The organism is Aurantimonas sp. HBX-1 (assembly GCF_021391535.1).
Lineage (GTDB): Bacteria > Pseudomonadota > Alphaproteobacteria > Rhizobiales > Rhizobiaceae > Aurantimonas.
Genome location: NZ_CP090066.1, coordinates 486,296 through 505,658, shown reverse-complemented (window position 1 = coordinate 505,658; position 19,363 = coordinate 486,296). Strand labels below are relative to the sequence as shown.

Sequence of the window (19,363 nt, the reverse complement as noted above, 5' to 3'; positions counted from 1 at the left end):
GACCCGACAGGCTCTTTTTCTGCGGCTGGCGTCGGCAAGACAGGTGCATGCATAGCCGATGCGGCAGCCGGAGTGAAAGCCGGGTCCCGCCTCGGCGGTTAGCGATGTAACGGACGTGCTTGGCAAGCTACCGCGCCCGGCTATCATGCACCGCAATGCGCAACGCCGACGGACGGGCGCTTTTGGAACGCGCGGAGACATCTTCATGACAGTTTCGACTCTGGAAGCGGGCAGCAGCACCGCCCCGCCGGTCTTCGCCGATATCGAAGCGGCGCGCAGCCGTCTCGACGGCATCGCCCACCGCACGCCCGTGCTGACGTCGCGCTTCGCCGACGAGCGCACGGGCGGCCAGCTGTTCTTCAAGTGCGAGAACCTGCAGCGGGCCGGCGCCTTCAAGTTCCGCGGCGCCTACAACGCCATTGCGGCGTTGCCGCCCGAGGCGCGCCGCCGCGGCGTCATGGCCTATTCCTCCGGCAACCACGCCCAGGCGATCGCCCTGGCGAGCCGGCTCCTCGACGTGTCGGCGACGATCCTGATGCCGCTCGATTCGCCGGCGATGAAGATGGCGGCGACCCGCGGCTACGGTGCCGAGGTGATCACCTACGACCGCTATAAGGAGGACCGCGAGACGCTGGCGCGCGATCTGGCGGCCGAGCGCGGGCTGACGCTGATCCCGCCCTACGACCATTTCGACGTCATCGCCGGCCAGGGCACGGCGGCTGCCGAGCTCGTCGAGGAAACCGGACCGCTGGACATGCTGCTCGTCTGCGTCGGCGGCGGTGGCCTGCTGTCGGGATGCGCGATTGCCGCCACGGCGATGTCGCCCGGCTGCCAGGTGATCGGCGTCGAGCCGGAGGCCGGCGACGACGCCCGCCAGTCGCTCGCCAAAGGCGAGATCGTCACCATCCCGGTGCCGCGCTCCATCGCCGACGGCGCGCTGACCACCCATCTCGGCGAGCTTACCTTCCCGATCGTCCGGGAACTGGCGAGCCGCATCGTGACCGTGTCCGACGAAGCGCTGGTCGAGGCGATGCGCTTCTTCGCCGAGCGGATGAAGATGGTGGTCGAGCCGACCGGATGCCTGGCGGCAGCCGCCGCCTTCAGCGGCGCGGTGGCGTGTGAGGGCCGCCGGGTCGGCGTGATCGTCAGCGGCGGCAATGTCGATCTGGCGAGCTACGCCCGCTTCCTCGCCGGCTGAACGGCGATCGCGCCCCGGTTGCGGGCGGCGCAAAGCTTGGGAACGGCGCCAAGCCGGCGCATACTGGCCTGTCACGTGCACCCCACGGGGGCGTGGGCTCGAGGAGTTGAGTCATGATCTCGGATGTTGCGGCAAGGATGGCGGCCAGCCTCGCCTTTCTCCTGCTCTCGGTCGGTGCCGCTGCGGCGCAGCAGGCTTCCGGCTGCACGTCGGCGAGTGCCGGCAATCCGCCCCGCGATGTCATCCGCTGTCCGGGCGGGCTGCTGATCGAGGCGGAAGCCGCCGCCGACATCACCATCCGCGCACCCGCCGCGAACGCCGCGCCCACCAGTGTCGCCCTTACCGGCCGCGCCGTGCTGGTCGACCTGACCCCGCCGCGCAGCTTCCAGATCCTGACGCCGCACGCCATCGCCTCGGTGCGCGGCACGATCTACGCCGTCGACGTCGAGGCGGGCACTACCGCGGTGTTCGTCTCGCGGGGCGCGGTGCGGGTCGCCGCGCGCCAGGGTCCCGGCGCCGTGACGCTCGGGCCCGGCGAAGGCGTCGACGTCCGCCCCGGCGAACCGCTCGTCGTGCGCCGCTGGCCGCAGGAGCGGGTAGCGCGGCTCCTCGCCCGCTTCGGACGATGATCTGGCGGCGGCGCACCGGATACCTCCTGTGGACCGCCGCCGCCGTCCTGGCAGCCATCGCCTGGTCGGGCTGGTTCGCTTCCATGCATCTTGCGGGTGAACGCAGCCCGGTCGACCGCATCGAGGAACCGCTGGCGGATCTCCGGCTGCTCGCCGCCGGGCCGCTGCCGCCGCCCGCCACCGTCGCGATCGTCGCGATCGACGATGCGACCGTGGCTTCGCAAGGCGGATACCCGCTGCATCGCGAGCGTCTCGCCGCGCTGGTGCGGGCCATCCGCGCCGCCGGCGCACGGGCGCTCGCCATCGATCTCCTGCTGGTCGACCCGACAACCCCCGAGGCCGACGCGGCGCTCGCAGGCGCGCTGGCGGAGATCCCCACGGTCATCGCTGCTGCCGGGCAGTTCGATCGCGGCATCCCTGCCCAGAGCGGATTTCCCGCCACCGCCGGGGAGCTCTGGCCCCTGCCCGCCTTCGTCCAGGCGGCCTCGGTCGGCTTCGCCAATGTCGTCACCGACGCCGCCGGCACGCCGCGTCATCTGCCCCTCGTCTTCGACACCGCGCGCGGTCCGATGCCGGGCTTCGCGCTGCGGGCGGTCGGGCTCTACGACGGCGCCGACCCGGTGCTCGCCCGCGAGACCGTCGCGACGCGGCGCGCCACCGTGCCGCTCGATCTCGGCTGGAACCTGCCGCTGCGCATCCACGGCCCGGCGCGCACGATCGAAACCGTCGGCGCCGCCGGCGTCCTGGCCGGAAACGGCGGGGTGCTCGTCGGCCGCGTCGCCGTCATCGGCGTCACCGCGACGGCGGTGGGCGACACCTTCCCGACGCCGTTCGATCCCGTCACGCCCGGCGTCGAGATCCTCGCCAACGGCATCGCCAATCTCCTCGACGGCACCGGCCTCGTCCGCGACGGCAGGGTCCGCCACGTCGATGCCGCCGCGGCGGTGCTTCTCGCCGCCGGCGGGGTTGCGCTGGTGGCGCTGCTGCCGCTCACCGCCGGGCTGGTCACCGCGGCGGGCGCCGTGTTCCTCTGGATCGGCGCGACCTTCGTGCTCTTCGGCGAGGGAATCTGGTTGAGCGCCGGGCTGCCGCTGGCGGCGGCGCTGCCGCCGATCGGCATTGCCGTCCTCGCACGCCAGATGCACGATCGCCGGGTCACGGGAAGGCTCGCCGACGCCGAGCGCGCGCTGCGCCGCTTCCAGCCGCCCGCGCTCGCCCGGCGCATCGCGCGCGATCCGCAGTTCCTGCGCGAACCGGTGGAGCAGCCGGCGGCGATCCTGTTCATCGACCTGTCCGGCTTCACCAGCCGCAGCGAGGAACTGGGGCCGCTGCGGACGCGCACGTTCCTCAAGGAGTTCCACACGATCGTGGTCGAGGAGACGGCCGCCCGCCACGGCGTGGTGCTGAACTTCATGGGCGACGGCGCGATGACGGTGTTCGGCGTGCCCGATGCGACGCGAGAGACCGCCGAAGAAGCGCTGGCGACCGCCTTTGCCCTGGCGCGGCAGGTCGGCACCTGGCTGCGCACGGCGGCCGGGGCTTCCGGCGGCAACGGCGTCCGCCTCGGCCTGCATTACGGCACCGTCGTGCTGTCGCGGCTCGGCCACGATGCCCACCAGCAGATCACCGTCAGCGGCGACAACGTCAACGTCGCGAGCCGCCTGATGGAAGTCGCCAAGGCCCACGAGGCGACGCTGGCCGTATCGGCGGAACTGCTCGATGCGCTGGACAAGGGGCTTGCCGGCTTCGGCGAGCCGGATGCGGTGGAACGGGTGGACATCCGCGGCCGCCGGCAGCCGATCACCGTCGCGCTGTGGCGCCGGGGCGGCCGCGGCCCGGAGAAGCCGCCTCCCGCGCATGCGCCGACGTGACCTTGCCTCGTCCCGGCCCTATCTGGAGAGGGCGCGCCGGGATGGTGCTTTGCCTGCCGCGACGAGGATCATCGCCTGACCCCACCCCACCCGCTCCGCCACGTCATCCTGCTCGGCGCCGGCCACGCCCAGGTCGCCGTGCTCAAGGCGTTCGGCGAACGGCCGGTGCCGGGCGTCCGGCTGACCCTCGTCACCCGCGACGTCCGCACGCCCTATTCCGGCATGCTGCCCGGCTTCGTCGCGGGCCTCTATGCCTATGACGAACTGCTGATCGATGCCGCCGGGCTGGCGCGCTACGCCGGCGCCGCGCTGGTCCGCGGCGAGGCCATCGGCCTCGATCCGGTGGCGCGGACGCTCGCGATACGCGACCAGGGCACGATCGGCTACGACATCCTGTCCATCGACATCGGCTCGGTGCCGAACCGAGCCCCGGCGGCCGCGGGACTGGCGGTCAAGCCGATCGCCGACTTCGCGGCCCGCCTCGACCGTATCCTCGCGGCAGCACGCACCGGCAAGGGCCGCTTCACCATGGCGATCGTCGGGACGGGACCCGCGGGCGTCGAGCTCGCCTTCGCGCTCCACAGGCGCCTAGAGGGATCGGGACAACGCCCGGATGCGACGGTCTTGCTCGTCGGCCGCGACCCGGAAATCCTTGCGGAGCGCAGCCCGCGGACCCGCCGCCGCCTGACGGCTTCGCTGGCACGAAGAGGCATCCGGCTCGAGACGCTGTTCGACGTGACGGGCTTCGAGGAAGGCGAGCTGCGCGCCGCCGACGGCCGCCGCATCCCGGTCGACACCGTCCTCTGGGCCACCGAGAGCGCCGCGGCGCCCTGGCTGCGGAACTCCGGCCTGGCGCTGGACGCGGGCGGCTTCATCGCCGTCGACGCGACGCTGCGCTCGCTCTCGCACCCCGCGGTGTTCGCGGCGGGCGACATCGCCGCCCTGCCCGATCCGCGCCCCAAGGCCGGGGTCTTCGCCGTCCGCCAGGGCCCGGTCCTGGCCGGCAACATCCGCCACGCCCTCGAGGGCGCGCCGCTCGAGCCCTACCGGCCGCAGCGCCACTGGCTGACGCTGCTGTCGACCGCCGACGAACGCGCCGTCGCCGACAAATGGGGATTCAGCGCCGAGGGACGCTGGGTCTGGCGCTGGAAGGACTGGAACGACCGCCGCTTCGTCGACGGCTACAACGCGGTCGCCCGACAGCCCCCGCGCTAGCGCCCTCGCCCTACTCGACGGCGATGCCGGGCGAATAGGACGCGGCATCCGAATAGGCCACCACCGGCGCCGCACCGAGATAGCGGTCGATCAGCTCGGTGACATAGGCATCCCGCTCGCGGCCTGTCTTGCCGCCCATGACCACGACGAGGATCCGCCGCCCGCCCCGCTTCGCGGTGGCGATGAGGTGGAACCCGGAGTCGCGGATATAGCCGGTCTTCAGGCCGTCGACGCCCGGCACCTTGCCCAGCAGCTTGTTGGTCGCGGTGTAGTGCCGGCCGCCATAGTCGAAGCCGGTTTTCGAGAACATCGGCGCGTAGGCCGGGAAGCGCGACAGCAGCGCGCGGGCGAGCGTCGCCATGTCGCGCGCCGTCGAGACCTGGCGCGGATCGGGCAGGCCCGAGGCGTTGGCGAAGTTTGTGTGGCGCATGCCGAGCGAGCGAGCCTTGGCGGTCATCGCCGCGGCGAAGGCCGGCTCCGAGCCCCCCAGATTCTCCGCGATCGTCGTCGCCACGTCGTTCGCCGACTTCACCGCCAGCGCCTGCGCCGCATCCGCGACGCGGATCGTCGACCCGGGCTTCAGCCCCAGCTTGGAGGGCACCTGCGCCGCGGCGTTCTCGCTGACGACGAGTTCGCTGCCGAGCGACAGCTTGCCGCTCTGGATCGTCTCGAACAGGAGATACAGCGTCATCATCTTGGTCAGCGACGCCGGGTAGCGCAGCCCGTCCTCCGCGTCGGCATAGAGCGTGCGGCCGCTCTGGTAGTCGAGCACCAGCGTCGAGGCGCCGCGGATCTCCGGCTCGCCCAGGAAGGTGCTGGGCGTGCTCGTCCGGGCATAGGGCAGCAGGCCCGTCGACGTCAGTTCCGTCGACTGGCAGGCGACGAGCGACAGGGCGAGACAGGCGGCGATCGCCGGCTTCAGGACGTCGATCAGGCAGAACCGGCGAAGGCGGTTGCTGGTCACGGGGCGAACCTCGGTGTGGTTTCAATGAGCTAGGCGCGCCCGGCTTGGCCTGTCAAACTGACAGCATCCCCTTCAGGCTTGCTTAACGCTCCCTGTGCCCCGGCGAGCACAATTCGCCTGAGCACAGGACAGTCGGCCGGAAGCGATGTCCGGCCTGCGCAGCGCCGCGTCGCAGGCGCGCCATGCTTTGCTGCAGTGCACAGCCTATGCTGCGCCACCAGCGCGATTCGTTTGCCGGCAAGCCGGCGGTGACGATCGCCGCGCCCCGCGGACGAGACCAACAGGCCTGCCATGACCGAGAACGCCTTCATCCTGACGCTGTCCTCCAAGGACCAGCCCGGCATCGTCGCCGCGGTGACGACGGAACTTGCCGACGCGGGCGCGAACATCGCCGAGAGCGCCCAGTTCTGGGACCGCCAGAGCGACCGCTTCTTCCTGCGCATCGCCTTCACCGCGCCGGCCGGAACGCGGCGCGACGCGCTGGAGCGCCAGCTGGCACCGGTCGTCTCGCGCTTCGACCTGAAGACGACGATCACCGATCTGTCGCGCGTGCCGCGGATCGTGCTGATGGTTTCGAAGTTCGACCACGCGCTGCTGCACCTGCTCTACCAGATCCGCGTCGGCTGGCTGCGCGCCGAGATCGTCGCCATCGTCTCCAACCACGAGGATTCCCGCCGCACCGCCGAGTATGAAGGCGTGCCGTTTCATCACTGGCCGGTGACGCGCGAGACCAAGGCCGATCAGGAGGAAAGGCTCCTGACGCTGGTGCGCGAGAGCGATGCCGATCTTGTCGTGCTCGCCCGCTACATGCAGGTGCTGTCGGACAATCTCTCCCGCCGGCTCTCCGGCAAGATCATCAACATCCACCACTCGTTCCTGCCGAGCTTCAAGGGCGCCAAGCCCTACCACCAGGCGCATGAGCGCGGGGTCAAGCTGATCGGCGCGACGGCCCACTACGTCACCGCCGACCTCGACGAAGGCCCGATCATCGAGCAGGAGACCGAGCGGGTGACGCATGCGATGTCGCCCGACGATCTCGTCGCCGTCGGCCGCGACGTCGAAAGCCGCGTCCTCGCCCGTGCGGTGAAGATGCATCTCGAACAGCGGGTGATGATCAACGGCCACCGCACCGTGGTGTTTCAGTAGCCGCCCCGCCGCTTAGTAGGGCAGGTCGGCTCAGGCCACCGCCGCCATCGCCGCCGGGGCGGCGCCCGGCAGCAGCGCGAACACGTCGTGCGGCGAGAAATACAGGTCGACCACCGTGCCGCGGACGGGCGGCGGCGCCGTCGGGCGGTTGAACGTGTCGGCGAGGATCGTGCCGCCGGCGACGGAGAGCCGCAGCCGCACCACCGAGCCGAGGAAATGCGCGTCCTCGACGCGCCCGCTCAGCCGGTTGATCCGCTCCGGCGACGGCTCGAGCTTCACCGCCTCCGGCCGCAGCGCCAGCGTCACCGCCGAGCCGGCAGGCCCCACGCTCGGCTCGGCGAGCGTCACCGGACTGCCGTCCACCGTCACGCTGCCGCCGGCCGCCCGCACCCCCTCGATCAGGCTGAGCGTGCCGACGAAGCCGGCGACGAAGCGGTTGTTCGGCCGGTTGTAGATCTCGAACGGCGCGCCGCACTGCTCGATCCGGCCCTCGCTCATCACCACGATGCGGTCGGACATCGACAGCGCCTCTTCCTGGTCGTGGGTGACGAAGATCGTCGTGATCCCGAGCTCGCGCTGCAGGGCGCGGATCTCCTCGCGCAGCGACAGGCGGATTTTGGCGTCCAGCGCCGACAGCGGCTCGTCGAGCAGAAGCACCCGCGGGCTCGGCGCCAGCGCCCGCGCCAGCGCGACGCGCTGCTGCTGGCCGCCGGAGAGCTGGTAGGGATAGCGGTCGGCGAGATGCGGCAGCTTGATCAGCTGCAGCATCTCCTCCACCCGCGGCGCGATCTCGCTTTTCGGCCGGCCCGCGACCTTCAGGCCGAAGGCGACATTGTCGGCGACCGAGAGATTGGGAAACAGCGCATAGGCCTGGAACACCATGCCGATGCGCCGGCGGTTCGGCTGCTGGTGGGTCACGTCCTCGCCGTCGATCCGGATCGTGCCGGAGCTCGGGGTCTCGAAGCCCGCCACCATGCGCAGCATCGTCGTCTTGCCGCAGCCGGAGGGTCCGAGGAACGAGACGAACTCGCCCTTCTCGATGGCGAGGTCGAAGCCGTGCACCACGGTGTTCGGGCCGAAGCTCTTGGTGACGCCGGAAATGTCGAGAAAGCTCATCTTGCGGCACGCCTGGACAGGGTGAACAGGGAACGGGGCAGACGGCGCGTGCCGGTCGCCCTGCGGCCGGACAGCTGGATCAGCGCCATGCAGGCCCAGGTGATGGCGAAGGCGATCACCGCCAGCGCCGCCGGCTCGTAGGCCCGGTTGGCGCCGACGAGGGCGAGATAGGGGCCGAACGCCGGCCGGTTGAGCAGGCTCGCCAGCACGAATTCGCCGATGACGATCGCAAACGTCAGGAACGCGCCGGACAGGACGGCGGCGCGGACGTTCGGCAGGATGATCTTGAACAGGATGGTCCGGCGCTTGGCCCCGAGGCTCTCGGCGGCCTCGGTGAGCGTGCGGATGTCGATCGCCGCCATGCCGGTATCGACGGCGCGGAACATGTAGGGCAGCGACAGCACCACATAGCCGAAGACCAGCAGCAGGTTGGTGCCGTTGGCGGTGGCGGTGAACGGCAGGAAGGACGAGGAGTTGTAGAGCCTGAGATAGCCGAAGACGAGGACGATCGGCGGTATCACCAGCGGCAAGAGCGTGATGAACTCCACCACCGGCCGCAGCCTGGGGAATTTCAGCCGCACCCAGTAGGCGGTCGGCACGACCAGCAGCGCGCCCAGCACGATCGTGGCAGACGCCGCGACGATCGAGAACAGGAAGGTCTCGCGGAAGCGCGGGTCGGCGAACACCACCCGATAGGCCTCGAAGCTCCAGATGCCGCGCAGCATCGACAGCGAGAACTCGAAGGTCGCGACCAGCGGCAACAGGAAATACAGCGCCCCGATCAGGACGACGAGATAGGGGCCGACGGTCGAGGCCTTCATCGCTGCCACCGTTCGGCGCGGGCCCGCAGCCAGAGATAGAGCAGGTTCGAGCAGCCGGTGATGACGATCATTCCGAACGCCAGCGCATAGCCGAGATTGGGGTTGTAGAGCACGTCGCCGCGGATCTGCGCGTAGAGCAGGATCGGCACGATGTTGAGCGACGACCCGGTCAGCGCATAGGCGGTGGCGATCGCCCCGAAGGCGTTGGCGAACAGCAGCAGGAAGCAGCCGAGGATCGACGGCGCCAGCACCGGCAGACCGACCATCCGCCAGTACTGCCAGCTGGTGGCACCGAGGATCGAGGAGGCCTCGCGCCACTCCTTCTTCAGCCCGTCCAGCGCCGGCGCGATGATCAGCACCATCAGCGGGATCTGGAAATACAGGTAGGTGATCGTCAGGCCCCAGAACGACAGCAGGTTGAAGCCGAGCCGGTAGATGTTGATGCCGAAGCTCTCGTTGAGGAACACCGTGACGAGGCCCAGCCGGCCGAGCGTCGCCAGGAACGCGAAGGCGAGCGGGATGCCGGCGAAGTTCGACGCGACGCCGGAAAAGGTCAGGATGGTCGGGCGGATCCAGGCGGGCAGCCCGCCATGGACGATCGCATAGGCAATGAAGAAGCCGATCAGCGCGCCGAGCGCCGCCGAGGCGACGCTGACCTTGATCGATATCCAGTAGGCCGCCATGATCTGCGGCGTGAACAGGCCCGCGATACTGGCGAGCGTCAGCGCCCCGCTCGGATCCTGGAAGGCGCCGAACACCAGATAGACCGTCGGGCCGACCAGGAAGAGCAGCGCGAACAGGAAGAACGGCACCACGCCGAGCCAGGCCAGCGAAGCCGACGGCCCCTTGGCGGGCGGCCCCGCGACCGACCGCGCATCCGGCAGAACTCCGTCGACGACTGACGCCATGCTTCCCCGCTCCGACGCCTAGCATGAAGGGACCGCCGCAAGGCGGCGATCCCCTGGTTCAGACCGAGATTACTGGACGGTGGCGCCGACGACGCTGTCCCACTGGCTGGTGATCGCCGCCTTGGCGGCGTCCTGGTCCTCGAGGCTCGGGAACTTCGCCTTGTCGTAGGCGGCGGCCGGGGGCAGCCGGTCGAGCAGTTCCTGCGGGATCTTGCCGGCGGCCGACATGGCATTGAAGCGGATCGGGTGGCAGTAGCCCTTCAGCCAGGTCAGCTGGCCCTCGTCCGAATAGAGATACTCCATCCACAGCTTGGCGGCGTTCGGGTGGGGCGCAAAGGCGCTGATCGCCTGAACGTAGACTCCGGCGACGACGCCGGAGTTCGGCACCACAACTTCCGTCGGCGGGTTGTCGGCGAGCGTGTCGCGCGAGGCGAGCGCGTTGTAATCCCAGTGGATCAGAACCGGGGTGGTACCCTGCGCCAGCGTCGCGGTAGAGCCGACCACCGGCACGAAATTGCCGGCCTCGTTGAGCTGCTTGAAGAAGTCGAGCCCGGCCGTGCCGACCGCCTTGCCGTCACCGTCCGGCTGGGCAGCGAGGCCCGCCGCGTAGACCGACTGGATCGCCTGCGCCGACGAGCGCGGGTCGCCGGCGAGCGCCACGGCATTGGCGTATTCCGGCTTGAGCAGATCGGCCCAGTCCTGCGGGACCTCGTCGACGATGTCCTTGTTCACCTGGAAGGCGAGCACGCCGTAATAGTCGCCGTACCAGTGGCCCTCGGCGTCCTTGGCGTCGTCCGGGATCTCGTCCCAGGTCGCGACCTTGTAGGGCATCAGCAGGCCCTCGGCCTTGGCGGCCGGGCCGAAGGACAGGCCGACGTCGATGACGTCCGGCGCCTGCGGGCCGGTATTGCCCTTGTTGGCCTTGATCGCCTCGATCTCGTCGCCCGATCCCGCATTCGGGTTGAGCTCGTTGATCTCGATGCCGTACTTCGCCTTGAAGCCGGAAATCATCTCGCCGTAGTTGCACCAGTCGTGCGGCAGGGCGATGGTCGTCAGCTGGCCTTCCTCCTTCGCCGCGGCGACGAGTTCGTCCATCGACATGGCAGCGCCGTCGGCCTGGGCAAAGACCGCGCTGGTGGAAAGCGACAGGATCGCGGTCAGTGCCGCGACGCGTTTGCAGGACCTGTTCATGCGGAAACCCTCTCTGGCCTTCCGCCGGTTCGGCGAAGGCGGTCAACCCCAGTCGTCTCGCTCGGAGCGCCGGTGCGGTAGCATCGGCACGTGACACTTCGATGTCGCCCTGCCGCCACTTTCCGTCGGGTGGCCGGCAGGGTGTTCCGGATGCGATCCGTCATCAATCCGATATTAATCGCCGCTAACCCGCCGGCGGGCAAGAGCAGGAAACGACATGACCGGACTGACCGCATTCACGGGCACAGGCCGCTTCTTTCGCGGCAATATCCACACCCATTCCGACCGCTCCGACGGGGCGCTGCCGCCGCAGGCGGTCTGCCGGCATTACGAGGAGGCCGGCTACGACTTCCTCTGCCTGTCGGACCATTTCCTCGAGCGCTTCGGCTTTCCCGTCACCGATACGACGGGCTTCCGCAGCAACCGCCTGACGACGATCTTCGGCGCGGAGATCCATGCCCCCGAAAACAGCCACGGCGAGATCTGGCACCTGCTGGCCTGCGGCCTGCCGCTGGACTTCGCGCCGCTCGGCGAGGGCGAGGACGCGGTGGCGCTGGCGAGGCGCGCCGTGGCCGCCGGCGCCTTCCTCGGCATCGCGCATCCGCAATGGTCGTCGCTGAGCATCGAAGACGGGCGGCAGATGGCCGGCATCGCCCATGCTGTCGAGATCTGGAACACCGGCTGCGACGTCGAATGCGCCCGCGGCGACGGTACGACGCTGCTCGACGCGCTGCTCAGCGAAGGCCATCGTCTGACCGGCTACGCCGCCGACGACGCGCATTTCAAGCTCGCCGACTACAATGGCGGCTGGATGATGGTGAGGGCCGAGGCCAACGAGCCCGAGGCGCTGCTCGCGGCGATGAAGGCCGGGGCCTACTACTCGACGCAAGGCCCAACCATCCTCGACGTGGCTGTCGAAGCCGACCAGCTGGAAGTCGCGATGTCTCCGGCGGTGACGGTGTCGCTCGTCGGGCGCGGCTCGCGGGCCGAATGCGTCACCGGCCGCCAGCTAACCCGCGCCAGCCTGCCGCTGACGCGCTTCGTCGGCGACTGGTGCCGGCTGGTGGTCACCGATGCCGCCGGCAAACGCGCCTGGTCGAACCCGATCTGGCCCTGAGGGCACCACCCGAAGCGGCCAGCGCTGGGCAAATCGGGTCGGAGGGCCTATGTCCGCCCCGCCGCCACATCATGTGGTCCCCGACGAGGCTCCTACGGCCACCGCCCCACCAAGCTGACTGTGACCCCGCCCATGCGCGCCGCCATCTATTTCACGCCGCCCGCCGGCGCTGCCCTTACCCGGGCGGCGGCGGAATGGCTGGGCCGCAGCGCCTTCGACGGCGAGCCGACCCGGCCGCGCGACAAGCGTCTCGATCCGCTGGTGGAACAGCCAGCCCGCTACGGCTTCCACGCCACGATGAAGGCGCCGTTCCGCCTCGCCGAGGATGTCGACCTCGTCGACCTGGATGCCCGGCTGGCCGCCTTCTGCGCCTCGCGGGACGCGTTCGACATCGACCGGCTGGTCATTGCCAGGCTCGGATCCTTCTTCGCCTTCGTCCCCGAGACCCCACCGGTCGCCCTGGCCGAACTCGCCGACGCCGTGGTGCGCACCTTGGAGCCGCTGCGGGCGCCGATCAGCGAGGAGGAGATCAGCCGGCGCGATCCCGACAAGCTCAGCGAGCGCCAGCGCGAGCAGCTGGCGCAGTGGGGCTACCCTTACGTGTTCCACGATTTCCGCTTCCACATGACGCTGACCGGCTCGGTCGAGAAGCCGGATCGCGCAAAGGTGGAGAAGCGGCTCGCCAAGCATTTCGGCGCGCTCGACGGCGCCCCCCTCACCATCGACCGGCTGGCGATCTTCGTCGAGCCGGAGCCCGGCGCGCCGTTCCGGCTGCATTCGATGCACCCGTTCGATCCCCGTCGCGACCGCACGGAGGTTGCCGGCGCGCTTGTCGCTTGACTTGCCACCCGCCGGCGTTCTTGCCTCGGGCGGGCTGATCCTAGCGGAGGGAATCGAGATGAGGGATGCGAGCGTCGGGGTGTTTTCCAGCGTCGCCTGCCGGCTTGGCGAGGGCGCGACCTACGATCCGGCGACCGGCACCGCCTGGTGGTTCGACATCGAGGGCAAGGCGCTGCTCGAAAAGCCCACCGATGCCGACGAGGCGACCGTCCATCCTTTGCCCTTCATGGCGAGCGCGCTGGCGGTGATCGACGGCGACCGCCAGCTGATCGCGGCGCAGGACGGGCTCTATGTGCGCGACCGCCGCAGCGGCCGGCTGTCGCTGCACAAGCCGCTCGAGGCGGACAACCCCGCCACGCGCTCCAATGACGGCCGCGTGCATCCCTCCGGCGCGCTGTGGATCGGCACGATGGGGATCGAGGGCGAGCCAGGCCTCGGCGCGATCTACTGGTACCGGGCGGGCGAGCTGCGGCAGCTCTATCCCGGCATCGGCATCCCGAACTCGATCTGCTTCTCGCCGGACGGCCGCATCGCCTATTTCACCGACACCAAGCTCTACCGGCTGATGCGGGTCGACATCGATCCCGCCAACGGCCTGCCAATCGGCGAGCCGCAGATTTTCTTCGACCACTCGACCCACGAAGGCGGCATCGACGGCTCGGTCTGCGACGCCGACGGCCAGGTCTGGAACGCCCGCTGGGGCTCCGGCATGCTCGATACCTATGCGCCGGACGGCACGCGCATCGGCTCGATCGCCATCGGCGCGCGGCAGGTCACCTGCCCGGCCTTCATCGGCCAGAGTGCCGACCGGCTGATCGTCACCTCGGCCTGGAGCGGGATGTCGGACGCCGACCGCCAGGCCGATCCGGACGCCGGCAGGACCTTCATCGTCGACCGGCCGGTCAAGGGCCGGCACGAGCCGAAGGTGCTCCTCTAGCGTAAGGCGATCAGCGGGCGAGCCAGCCGCCGTCGACCGGCAGCACGGCGCCGTGGATGTAACGCGCCGCGTCCGACGCCAGGAACACCGCGGCGCCGCCGATGTCGGAGGCCTCGCCCCAGCGCCCGGCCGGGATCCGCGCCAGGATCGCCGCGGTGCGGTCGGGGTCCTCGCGCAGCGCGGCGGTGTTGTTGGTGACGATGTAGCCCGGGGCGATCGCGTTGACGTTGATTTCCTTGCCGGCCCATTCGCAGGCGAGCAGCTTGGTCACGCCGGCGATGCCGTGCTTGGAAGCCGTGTAGCTGGCGACCCGGATGCCGCCCTGGAACGTCAGCACCGAGGCGATGTTGACGATCGAGCCGCGCCGTCGCTCCGCGATCGCCGCCTTGCCGAAGGCCTGCGACAGGAAGAAGGCCGTCTTCAGGTTGAGGTCGAGCACGTCGTCCCAGTCCGCCTCGGTGAAGTCCACCGCGTCGGCCCGGCGGATGATGCCGGCATTGTTGACCAGAATGTCGAAGCCGCCGTGTTCGGCGGCAGCCTGCTCGAACAGCCCGACCGCGACGTCCTTGTCGGCGAGATCGCCGAGCCACTCGCTCGCCGTGCCGCCGGCGGAGCGGATCGCCGCCAGCGTCTCGGCCATCGACGAGCGCCCGGCGCAGGCGACCGTCGCCCCGGCCTCGGCCAGCGCGAGCGCGATGCCCTGGCCGATGCCGGTATTGGCGCCGGTGACGAAGGCGCGCTTGCCGGAAAGGTCGAAGCGTCCGCTCATTTGAGGTCGCTCATCGCGACCATGTCGACGTCGCGATAGTCGACATTGTCGCCGGCCATCGCCCAGATGAAGGTGTAGGAGGCGGTGCCGGCGCCGCAATGGATCGACCAGGGCGGCGAAAGGACCGCGTCCTCGTTCTTCACCACCAGATGCCGGGTCTCGGCGGGATCGCCCATCATGTGGAACACCCGCGCCTCTTCCGGCAGGTCGAAATAGAGATAGGCCTCCGACCGGCGGTCGTGCAGATGCGCCGGCATGGTGTTCCAGACAGAGCCGTTGTGCAGCGTCGTCATGCCGACGACGATCTGGCAGCTCTCCATCACGTCGGGATGCACGAACTGGAAGATCGAGCGGTCGTTGGAGGTCTCGGCGGCCCCGAGATCCACCCGCTTGGCGGCGTCGATGGTCACCAGCCGCGTGTCGAAGCGGCGATGCGCCGGCGCCGAAAGGATGTAGAAGCGCGCGCCCTCGCCGGAAAAGGTCAGCGGCCCGTCGCCGAGGCCGACATAGAGCATGTCGCTGTTGCCGAGTTCGTGGGCGCCGCTCCCCGTCCGCACGCTGCCTGCCGTGCCGACATTCACCACCACCGCCTCGCGCCGGTCGAGGAAGCCCGGCGTTCCGGTCTCCTTGGCGCTGTCCAGCACCAGTTCGCCGCCGGCCGGTACCGCGCCGCCGACGATCAGCCGGTCGTAGTGGCTGTAGACGAGGCTGATCTCGCCCGACCGGAACAACCCTTCCATCAGGAACTCCCGGCGCAGCCCCTCGGTGTCGAGGGTCTTGGCGTGGCGCGGGTCGATCGCCTGGCGCGTTTCGATCTTCATGGCTGGTGTCCTTCAGAGCGTAGAGGTGGATACGCCCGGCGCACGACGCCGTGGGCGTCGGCTGGCGCCGGATGGCGTCAGGGCGTCAGGAAATCTTCCCGCGCCGGGGAAAACACGTCGATCAGGCCGCCGCCGCCGGCGCTCTCGCAGGAATGCACCGCGTTCGACGGGACGATGATGCTGTCGCCTTCCCGGATCGTCCGCATCTCGCCCTCGATGGTGAAATCGAAGCTGCCCGACTTCACGTAGGTCGACTGCAGATGCGGGTGGGCGTGCGGTGGACCGTAGCCGCCGGGAGCGAACTCGACCTCGACGACCATCATCTCCGGCGTGTGGGAGAGGATGCGGCGCCGGACCTTCGGGTCCACCTGCGTCCAGTCACCCGCAGCATTTGTGTTCGCGTTGCTCATCGTCTTTCCTTGCGTTCTGGGGGCTAGGCTGCGACGCGGCCGTAGTCCGAAACCGTGGCCGCGGCACCCCGGTCGAGAAGCGCGGCGAGTGCGGCCGTGACCGGCCGGACGAAACCCTGATGTTCCGCCAGGTCGCGGCCGAATATTTCCTCGACGCCGAGATAGGCCGCGGCCAGGCGTGGCGCATCGCGCCCGGCCGCCGCGCCGATCGCCTTCAGCCGGTCGGCCATCGGGTCCCTGACGTCGATCGCCGTGCCCTTCTCGTCGGTGCCGGTGACATACCGCATCCACGCCGCGACGCCGAGCGCCAGCCGGTCGACCGGCGCCCCCGCCGCGAGCCGGTCGCGCACCGTGCCCAGCAGCCGTTGCGGCAGCTTCTGCGACCCGTCCATGGCGATCTGCCAGGTCCGGTGCTTCAGCGCCGGATTGTTGAAGCGCCGGATCAGCGCATCGCGATAGGCGCCGAGGTCGGCGCCCGGCACGGTAAGCGTCGGCATGACCTCCTCGGTCATCAGGCCGCGGATCAGCCGCTCGAAATGCGCGTCGGCCATGGTCTGCGACACCGTCTCGTAGCCGGCGAGATAGCCGAGATAGGCGAGCGTCGAGTGCGACCCGTTGAGCATCCGCAGCTTCATCCGCTCGAACGGCTCGACATCGGCGACCATCTCGGCGCCGACCGACGCGAAATCCGGGCGTCCGGTCGGGAAGCGATCCTCGATCACCCACTGGGTGAACGGCTCGGTCATCACCGGCCAGGCGTCCTCGGCTCCGAGCTGCGCCGAGACCTCGGCAATGTCCGCCTCGCTCGTCGCCGGCACGATCCGGTCGACCATCGTTCCGGCGAAGGCGACATCGTTCTCGACGAAGCGCGCCAGCCCGCCGTCGATCAGCGCCGCATATTGCGAGACGATCCGGTGCACGGTGGGCCCGTTCTCCGGCAGGTTGTCGCAGGGCATGACGGTGAACGGAACGATCCCGGCCTCGCGCCGCCGCCGCAGTGCCTCGGCCAGGAGGCCGGGCGACGACGTCGGGGCGCGGGGGCGGGTCAGGTCGGCCGCGATGTCCGGATGCGCCGGATCAAGGTCGCCCGTCGCCGGATCGTGGCAATAGCCCTTTTCAGTCACCGTCAGCGACACGATGCGGACCGCCGGGTCGCACATCGCGGCGAGCAGCGCTTCCGGGTTCTCCGGCGCGACGTGGATCGCCCGCAGCGAGCCGACGACGCGCAGCGTCGTCCCCTCCCCGGAGCGGACGGCGACCGTGAACAGATTGTCCTGCGCCGCCAGCGCGTCGCGCATGTCGGCGCGGCGCAGCGAGGCGCCGGCGATCGCCCATTGCGGATCGCCGGCGAGCAGATCGTCGAGATAGACCGCCTGATGCGCGCGATGGAAGGCGCCGACCCCCAGATGCACGATTCCCGTCGTCGTGGCGCGCGGGTCGTAGGCGGGTCTGCGGACCTGGGGGGCCAGGTCCGGCAGGGTCTGCAGCGACAGTCTCTTCATTTCAACTCACCGGAACAGGGATGGCAGCCACAGCGAGATCGCCGGGATGTAGGTGACGAGTAGCAGGACCGCGACGCCGGCGCCGTAGAACGGCCAGATGCTGCGCATGGATTCCCACACGGATATCTTGCCGACCGCGCAGGCGACGAACTGCACGGCCCCCACCGGCGGCGTGTTCAGCCCGATGCCGAAGTTCAGGATCATGATCACCCCGAAATGCACCGGATCGATGCCGTAGGCTTCGACCAGCGGCAGGAAGATCGGCGTGCAGATGATGATCGTCGGGCCCATGTCCATGAAGGTGCCGAGCACCAGCATGATCAGGTTGAGCAGCAGCAGGATGACCCACGGGCTCTCGGAGATCGCGTTCATGCTGGCGACCAGCGAGGCCGGCACCCGCAGGAAGGCCATCAGCCAGGAGAACGCCGCCGCCATGCCGATGATCAGCAGCACCATGGCGGTGGTGCGCACCGCCCCCATCGTCGAGTGGAGGAAGTCGTCCCAGGTCATCTGGCGATAGACGAAGAGCGTCACGACGAGCGCGTAGAGCACCGCGATGCACGAGCTCTCGGTGGCCGTGAACACGCCCGAGCGGACGCCGCCGAAGATGATGGCGATGAGCAGCAGGCCGGGCAGTGCCACCGCCGCGAGATGGGCGACCATCAGGAAGCCGGGGAATGTCTCCGTCGGGTAGCCGCGCTTGCGGGCCACGAAATAGGCCGTGATCATCAGCGACACCGCCAGCAGCAGCCCGGGGAGCACGCCGGCGGTGAACAGGTCGGCGATCGAGATGCGCCCGCCGGCCGAGATCGAGTAGATGATCATGTTGTGCGACGGCGGCAGCAGCAGCGCGATCAGCGCTGCCATGGAGGTGATGTTCACCGCATAGTCCGTGCCGTAGCCGCGCGCCTTCATCTGCGGGATCATCAGCCCGCCGACGGCCGCCGCCTCGGCGACCGCCGAGCCGGAGATGCCGCCGAACAGCGTGGCGGTGACGATGTTCACCTGCCCGAGGCCGCCGCGCAGGTGGCCGACGAGCGAGGCCGCGAAGGCTACGATCCGCGAGGCGATGCCGCCGCGCACCATCAGGTCGCCGGCATAGATGAAGAACGGGATGGCGAGCAGCGAGAAGACGCTCATGCCGGAGTTCAGGCGCTGGAACACCACCAGCGGCGGCAGTCCCATGTAGGCGACGGTGGCGAAGCTGGCGATGCCCAGGCAGAAAGCGATGGGCGTGCCGATCAGCATCAGCAGGGTGAAGACCCCGAAGAGTATCCAGAGTTCCATCAGTGCGGGACCTTCGCATTGGCGTCGAGGCCGGCGACATCGAGTTCGGCAGAGACCTCGGAAGGCAGGTCGTCGAGATCGTCCACCGGCAGGCCGGCGATGCGCGAGACGATGCGCTCGAGGGTGAACAGGCAGATCAGCCCGCCGCCGGCGACCACCGGGAGGTAGTCCCACGCGCCGGAGATCCCGAGCGAGGGAAGGATCGAGTTCCAGGTCAGCGCGACGAGCTGGCCGCCGTACCAGATCATGCCGACGCCGAAGCCGAAGATGGCGATGTCGGAGATCATGCGCAGCACGCGCTTGCCGCCCTGCGGCAGCACGTAGAGCAGGATGTCGAAGCCGAGATGGATGTTCTCGCGAACGCCGACGGCGGCGCCCAGGAAGATGAACCAGCTCATCAGCATGACGGCGCCGGGCTCTGTCCATGACGGGGAGTCGTTGAGAATGTAGCGGCAGAAGACCTGCCACGCGACGAACGCCGTCATCAGCACCAGCCCCGCGGCGGCGAGCCAGAGCGAGAGCCGGTTGAGCGCGCGCATGACGCGCACGATTTTATGCAGGGTGTCCGACATGTCCGGTGGTTCCTGGTGGTGGGGCCCGCCCGCCCGGAGCGGGCAGGCC

The 19,363-nt window shown here is 69.6% G+C and carries 19 protein-coding genes; 8 read left to right on the top strand and 11 right to left on the bottom strand.

Annotated features, from left to right (window positions below):
- Positions 1 to 205 precede the first annotated feature (205 nt).
- The 4 genes from LXB15_RS02335 to LXB15_RS02320 all read left to right on the top strand — a co-directional run bounded on the left by LXB15_RS02335 (position 206) and on the right by LXB15_RS02320 (position 4,913).
- The gene (locus LXB15_RS02335; protein WP_233950685.1) at positions 206 to 1,198 is read left to right on the top strand and encodes a threo-3-hydroxy-L-aspartate ammonia-lyase; all 993 of its coding nucleotides are present in this window, start codon (positions 206 to 208) and stop codon (positions 1,196 to 1,198) included.
- Between the two features lie 113 nt (positions 1,199 to 1,311).
- Positions 1,312 to 1,827, top strand: coding sequence for a FecR domain-containing protein (locus LXB15_RS02330; protein ID WP_233950684.1), 516 nt, complete (start codon positions 1,312 to 1,314; stop codon positions 1,825 to 1,827).
- On the top strand, positions 1,824 to 3,698 hold the full coding sequence (locus LXB15_RS02325) for a CHASE2 domain-containing protein (RefSeq protein ID WP_233950683.1): 1,875 nt from the start codon (positions 1,824 to 1,826) through the stop codon (positions 3,696 to 3,698). The genes LXB15_RS02330 and LXB15_RS02325 overlap by 4 nt, the downstream gene beginning before the upstream one ends.
- 138 nt (positions 3,699 to 3,836) lie before the next feature.
- Entirely contained in the window at positions 3,837 to 4,913 is a 1,077-nt protein-coding gene (locus tag LXB15_RS02320) for an FAD-dependent oxidoreductase (RefSeq protein WP_233950682.1), read from the top strand.
- 10 nt (positions 4,914 to 4,923) lie between these two features.
- Here LXB15_RS02320 and LXB15_RS02315 read toward each other — a convergent pair whose 3' ends face one another.
- A complete protein-coding gene (locus tag LXB15_RS02315) occupies positions 4,924 to 5,877 on the bottom strand; it encodes a D-alanyl-D-alanine carboxypeptidase family protein (RefSeq protein ID WP_233950681.1) in 954 nt (317 codons plus the stop codon).
- A gap of 291 nt (positions 5,878 to 6,168) precedes the next feature.
- On the opposite strand from LXB15_RS02315, the gene purU reads away from it, so the two are divergent.
- On the top strand, positions 6,169 to 7,023 hold the full coding sequence (gene purU, locus LXB15_RS02310; RefSeq protein WP_233950680.1) for a formyltetrahydrofolate deformylase: 855 nt from the start codon (positions 6,169 to 6,171) through the stop codon (positions 7,021 to 7,023).
- Between the two features lie 30 nt (positions 7,024 to 7,053).
- On the opposite strand, the gene LXB15_RS02305 is transcribed toward purU, so the two are convergent.
- The 4 genes from LXB15_RS02305 to LXB15_RS02290 all read right to left on the bottom strand — a co-directional run bounded on the left by LXB15_RS02305 (position 7,054) and on the right by LXB15_RS02290 (position 11,059).
- Positions 7,054 to 8,139: an ABC transporter ATP-binding protein gene (locus LXB15_RS02305; protein WP_233950679.1), complete on the bottom strand. Its 1,086-nt coding sequence runs from the start codon at positions 8,137 to 8,139 to the stop codon at positions 7,054 to 7,056.
- Complete coding sequence (locus tag LXB15_RS02300; protein ID WP_233950678.1) at positions 8,136 to 8,960, bottom strand: ABC transporter permease; 825 nt, start codon at positions 8,958 to 8,960, stop codon at positions 8,136 to 8,138. The genes LXB15_RS02305 and LXB15_RS02300 overlap by 4 nt, the downstream gene beginning before the upstream one ends.
- Positions 8,957 to 9,868, bottom strand: a complete 912-nt coding sequence (locus LXB15_RS02295; protein ID WP_233950677.1) for an ABC transporter permease subunit — start codon at positions 9,866 to 9,868, stop codon at positions 8,957 to 8,959. The genes LXB15_RS02300 and LXB15_RS02295 overlap by 4 nt, the downstream gene beginning before the upstream one ends.
- 69 nt (positions 9,869 to 9,937) lie before the next feature.
- Complete coding sequence (locus tag LXB15_RS02290; protein WP_233950676.1) at positions 9,938 to 11,059, bottom strand: ABC transporter substrate-binding protein; 1,122 nt, start codon at positions 11,057 to 11,059, stop codon at positions 9,938 to 9,940.
- A 217-nt stretch (positions 11,060 to 11,276) separates the two neighbouring features.
- Between LXB15_RS02290 and LXB15_RS02285 the strand changes: the two genes are divergently transcribed.
- The 3 genes from LXB15_RS02285 (at position 11,277) to LXB15_RS02275 (ending at position 13,953) form a co-directional block, all read left to right on the top strand.
- A complete protein-coding gene (locus tag LXB15_RS02285; RefSeq protein WP_233950675.1) occupies positions 11,277 to 12,176 on the top strand; it encodes a CehA/McbA family metallohydrolase in 900 nt (299 codons plus the stop codon).
- A gap of 132 nt (positions 12,177 to 12,308) precedes the next feature.
- The gene (locus tag LXB15_RS02280) at positions 12,309 to 13,016 is read left to right on the top strand and encodes a DUF1045 domain-containing protein (RefSeq protein ID WP_233950674.1); all 708 of its coding nucleotides are present in this window, start codon (positions 12,309 to 12,311) and stop codon (positions 13,014 to 13,016) included.
- Between the two features lie 58 nt (positions 13,017 to 13,074).
- Complete coding sequence (locus LXB15_RS02275; RefSeq protein ID WP_233950673.1) at positions 13,075 to 13,953, top strand: SMP-30/gluconolactonase/LRE family protein; 879 nt, start codon at positions 13,075 to 13,077, stop codon at positions 13,951 to 13,953.
- Between the two features lie 10 nt (positions 13,954 to 13,963).
- On the opposite strand, the gene kduD is transcribed toward LXB15_RS02275, so the two are convergent.
- The 6 genes from kduD to LXB15_RS02245 all read right to left on the bottom strand — a co-directional run bounded on the left by kduD (position 13,964) and on the right by LXB15_RS02245 (position 19,314).
- A complete protein-coding gene (kduD, locus tag LXB15_RS02270; protein ID WP_233950672.1) occupies positions 13,964 to 14,722 on the bottom strand; it encodes a 2-dehydro-3-deoxy-D-gluconate 5-dehydrogenase KduD in 759 nt (252 codons plus the stop codon).
- The gene (gene kduI / locus LXB15_RS02265) at positions 14,719 to 15,543 is read right to left on the bottom strand and encodes a 5-dehydro-4-deoxy-D-glucuronate isomerase (RefSeq protein ID WP_233950671.1); all 825 of its coding nucleotides are present in this window, start codon (positions 15,541 to 15,543) and stop codon (positions 14,719 to 14,721) included. Before kduI ends, kduD begins: the two co-directional genes overlap by 4 nt.
- A gap of 77 nt (positions 15,544 to 15,620) precedes the next feature.
- Positions 15,621 to 15,953 (bottom strand): cupin domain-containing protein, encoded by a 333-nt coding sequence (locus LXB15_RS02260; RefSeq protein ID WP_233950670.1) that lies wholly within the window; start codon positions 15,951 to 15,953, stop codon positions 15,621 to 15,623.
- Positions 15,954 to 15,976: 23 nt separating this feature from the next.
- Entirely contained in the window at positions 15,977 to 17,455 is a 1,479-nt protein-coding gene (locus LXB15_RS02255) for a mannitol dehydrogenase family protein (RefSeq protein ID WP_233950669.1), read from the bottom strand.
- A 6-nt stretch (positions 17,456 to 17,461) separates the two neighbouring features.
- Complete coding sequence (locus LXB15_RS02250; RefSeq protein ID WP_233950668.1) at positions 17,462 to 18,742, bottom strand: TRAP transporter large permease; 1,281 nt, start codon at positions 18,740 to 18,742, stop codon at positions 17,462 to 17,464.
- Positions 18,742 to 19,314, bottom strand: a complete 573-nt coding sequence (locus LXB15_RS02245; protein WP_233950667.1) for a TRAP transporter small permease — start codon at positions 19,312 to 19,314, stop codon at positions 18,742 to 18,744. Before LXB15_RS02245 ends, LXB15_RS02250 begins: the two co-directional genes overlap by 1 nt.
- Positions 19,315 to 19,363 lie beyond the last annotated feature (49 nt).

Bases quoted from the DNA above. Each gene is read 5' to 3' on its own strand.
- LXB15_RS02330 (WP_233950684.1), top strand. From the start codon at position 1,312: ATGATCTCGGATGTTGCGGCAAGGATGGCGGCCAGCCTCGCCTTTCTC.
- purU (WP_233950680.1), top strand. From the start codon at position 6,169: ATGACCGAGAACGCCTTCATCCTGACGCTGTCCTCCAAGGACCAGCCC.
- LXB15_RS02255 (WP_233950669.1), bottom strand. From the start codon at position 17,455: ATGAAGAGACTGTCGCTGCAGACCCTGCCGGACCTGGCCCCCCAGGTC.
- LXB15_RS02295 (WP_233950677.1), bottom strand. From the start codon at position 9,868: ATGGCGTCAGTCGTCGACGGAGTTCTGCCGGATGCGCGGTCGGTCGCG.
- LXB15_RS02280 (WP_233950674.1), top strand. From the start codon at position 12,309: ATGCGCGCCGCCATCTATTTCACGCCGCCCGCCGGCGCTGCCCTTACC.
- LXB15_RS02335 (WP_233950685.1), top strand. From the start codon at position 206: ATGACAGTTTCGACTCTGGAAGCGGGCAGCAGCACCGCCCCGCCGGTC.
- LXB15_RS02305 (WP_233950679.1), bottom strand. From the start codon at position 8,139: ATGAGCTTTCTCGACATTTCCGGCGTCACCAAGAGCTTCGGCCCGAAC.
- LXB15_RS02300 (WP_233950678.1), bottom strand. From the start codon at position 8,960: ATGAAGGCCTCGACCGTCGGCCCCTATCTCGTCGTCCTGATCGGGGCG.
- kduI (WP_233950671.1), bottom strand. From the start codon at position 15,543: ATGAAGATCGAAACGCGCCAGGCGATCGACCCGCGCCACGCCAAGACC.
- LXB15_RS02245 (WP_233950667.1), bottom strand. From the start codon at position 19,314: ATGTCGGACACCCTGCATAAAATCGTGCGCGTCATGCGCGCGCTCAAC.
- LXB15_RS02250 (WP_233950668.1), bottom strand. From the start codon at position 18,742: ATGGAACTCTGGATACTCTTCGGGGTCTTCACCCTGCTGATGCTGATC.
- kduD (WP_233950672.1), bottom strand. From the start codon at position 14,722: ATGAGCGGACGCTTCGACCTTTCCGGCAAGCGCGCCTTCGTCACCGGC.
- LXB15_RS02260 (WP_233950670.1), bottom strand. From the start codon at position 15,953: ATGAGCAACGCGAACACAAATGCTGCGGGTGACTGGACGCAGGTGGAC.
- LXB15_RS02325 (WP_233950683.1), top strand. From the start codon at position 1,824: ATGATCTGGCGGCGGCGCACCGGATACCTCCTGTGGACCGCCGCCGCC.
- LXB15_RS02285 (WP_233950675.1), top strand. From the start codon at position 11,277: ATGACCGGACTGACCGCATTCACGGGCACAGGCCGCTTCTTTCGCGGC.
- LXB15_RS02275 (WP_233950673.1), top strand. From the start codon at position 13,075: ATGAGGGATGCGAGCGTCGGGGTGTTTTCCAGCGTCGCCTGCCGGCTT.
- LXB15_RS02290 (WP_233950676.1), bottom strand. From the start codon at position 11,059: ATGAACAGGTCCTGCAAACGCGTCGCGGCACTGACCGCGATCCTGTCG.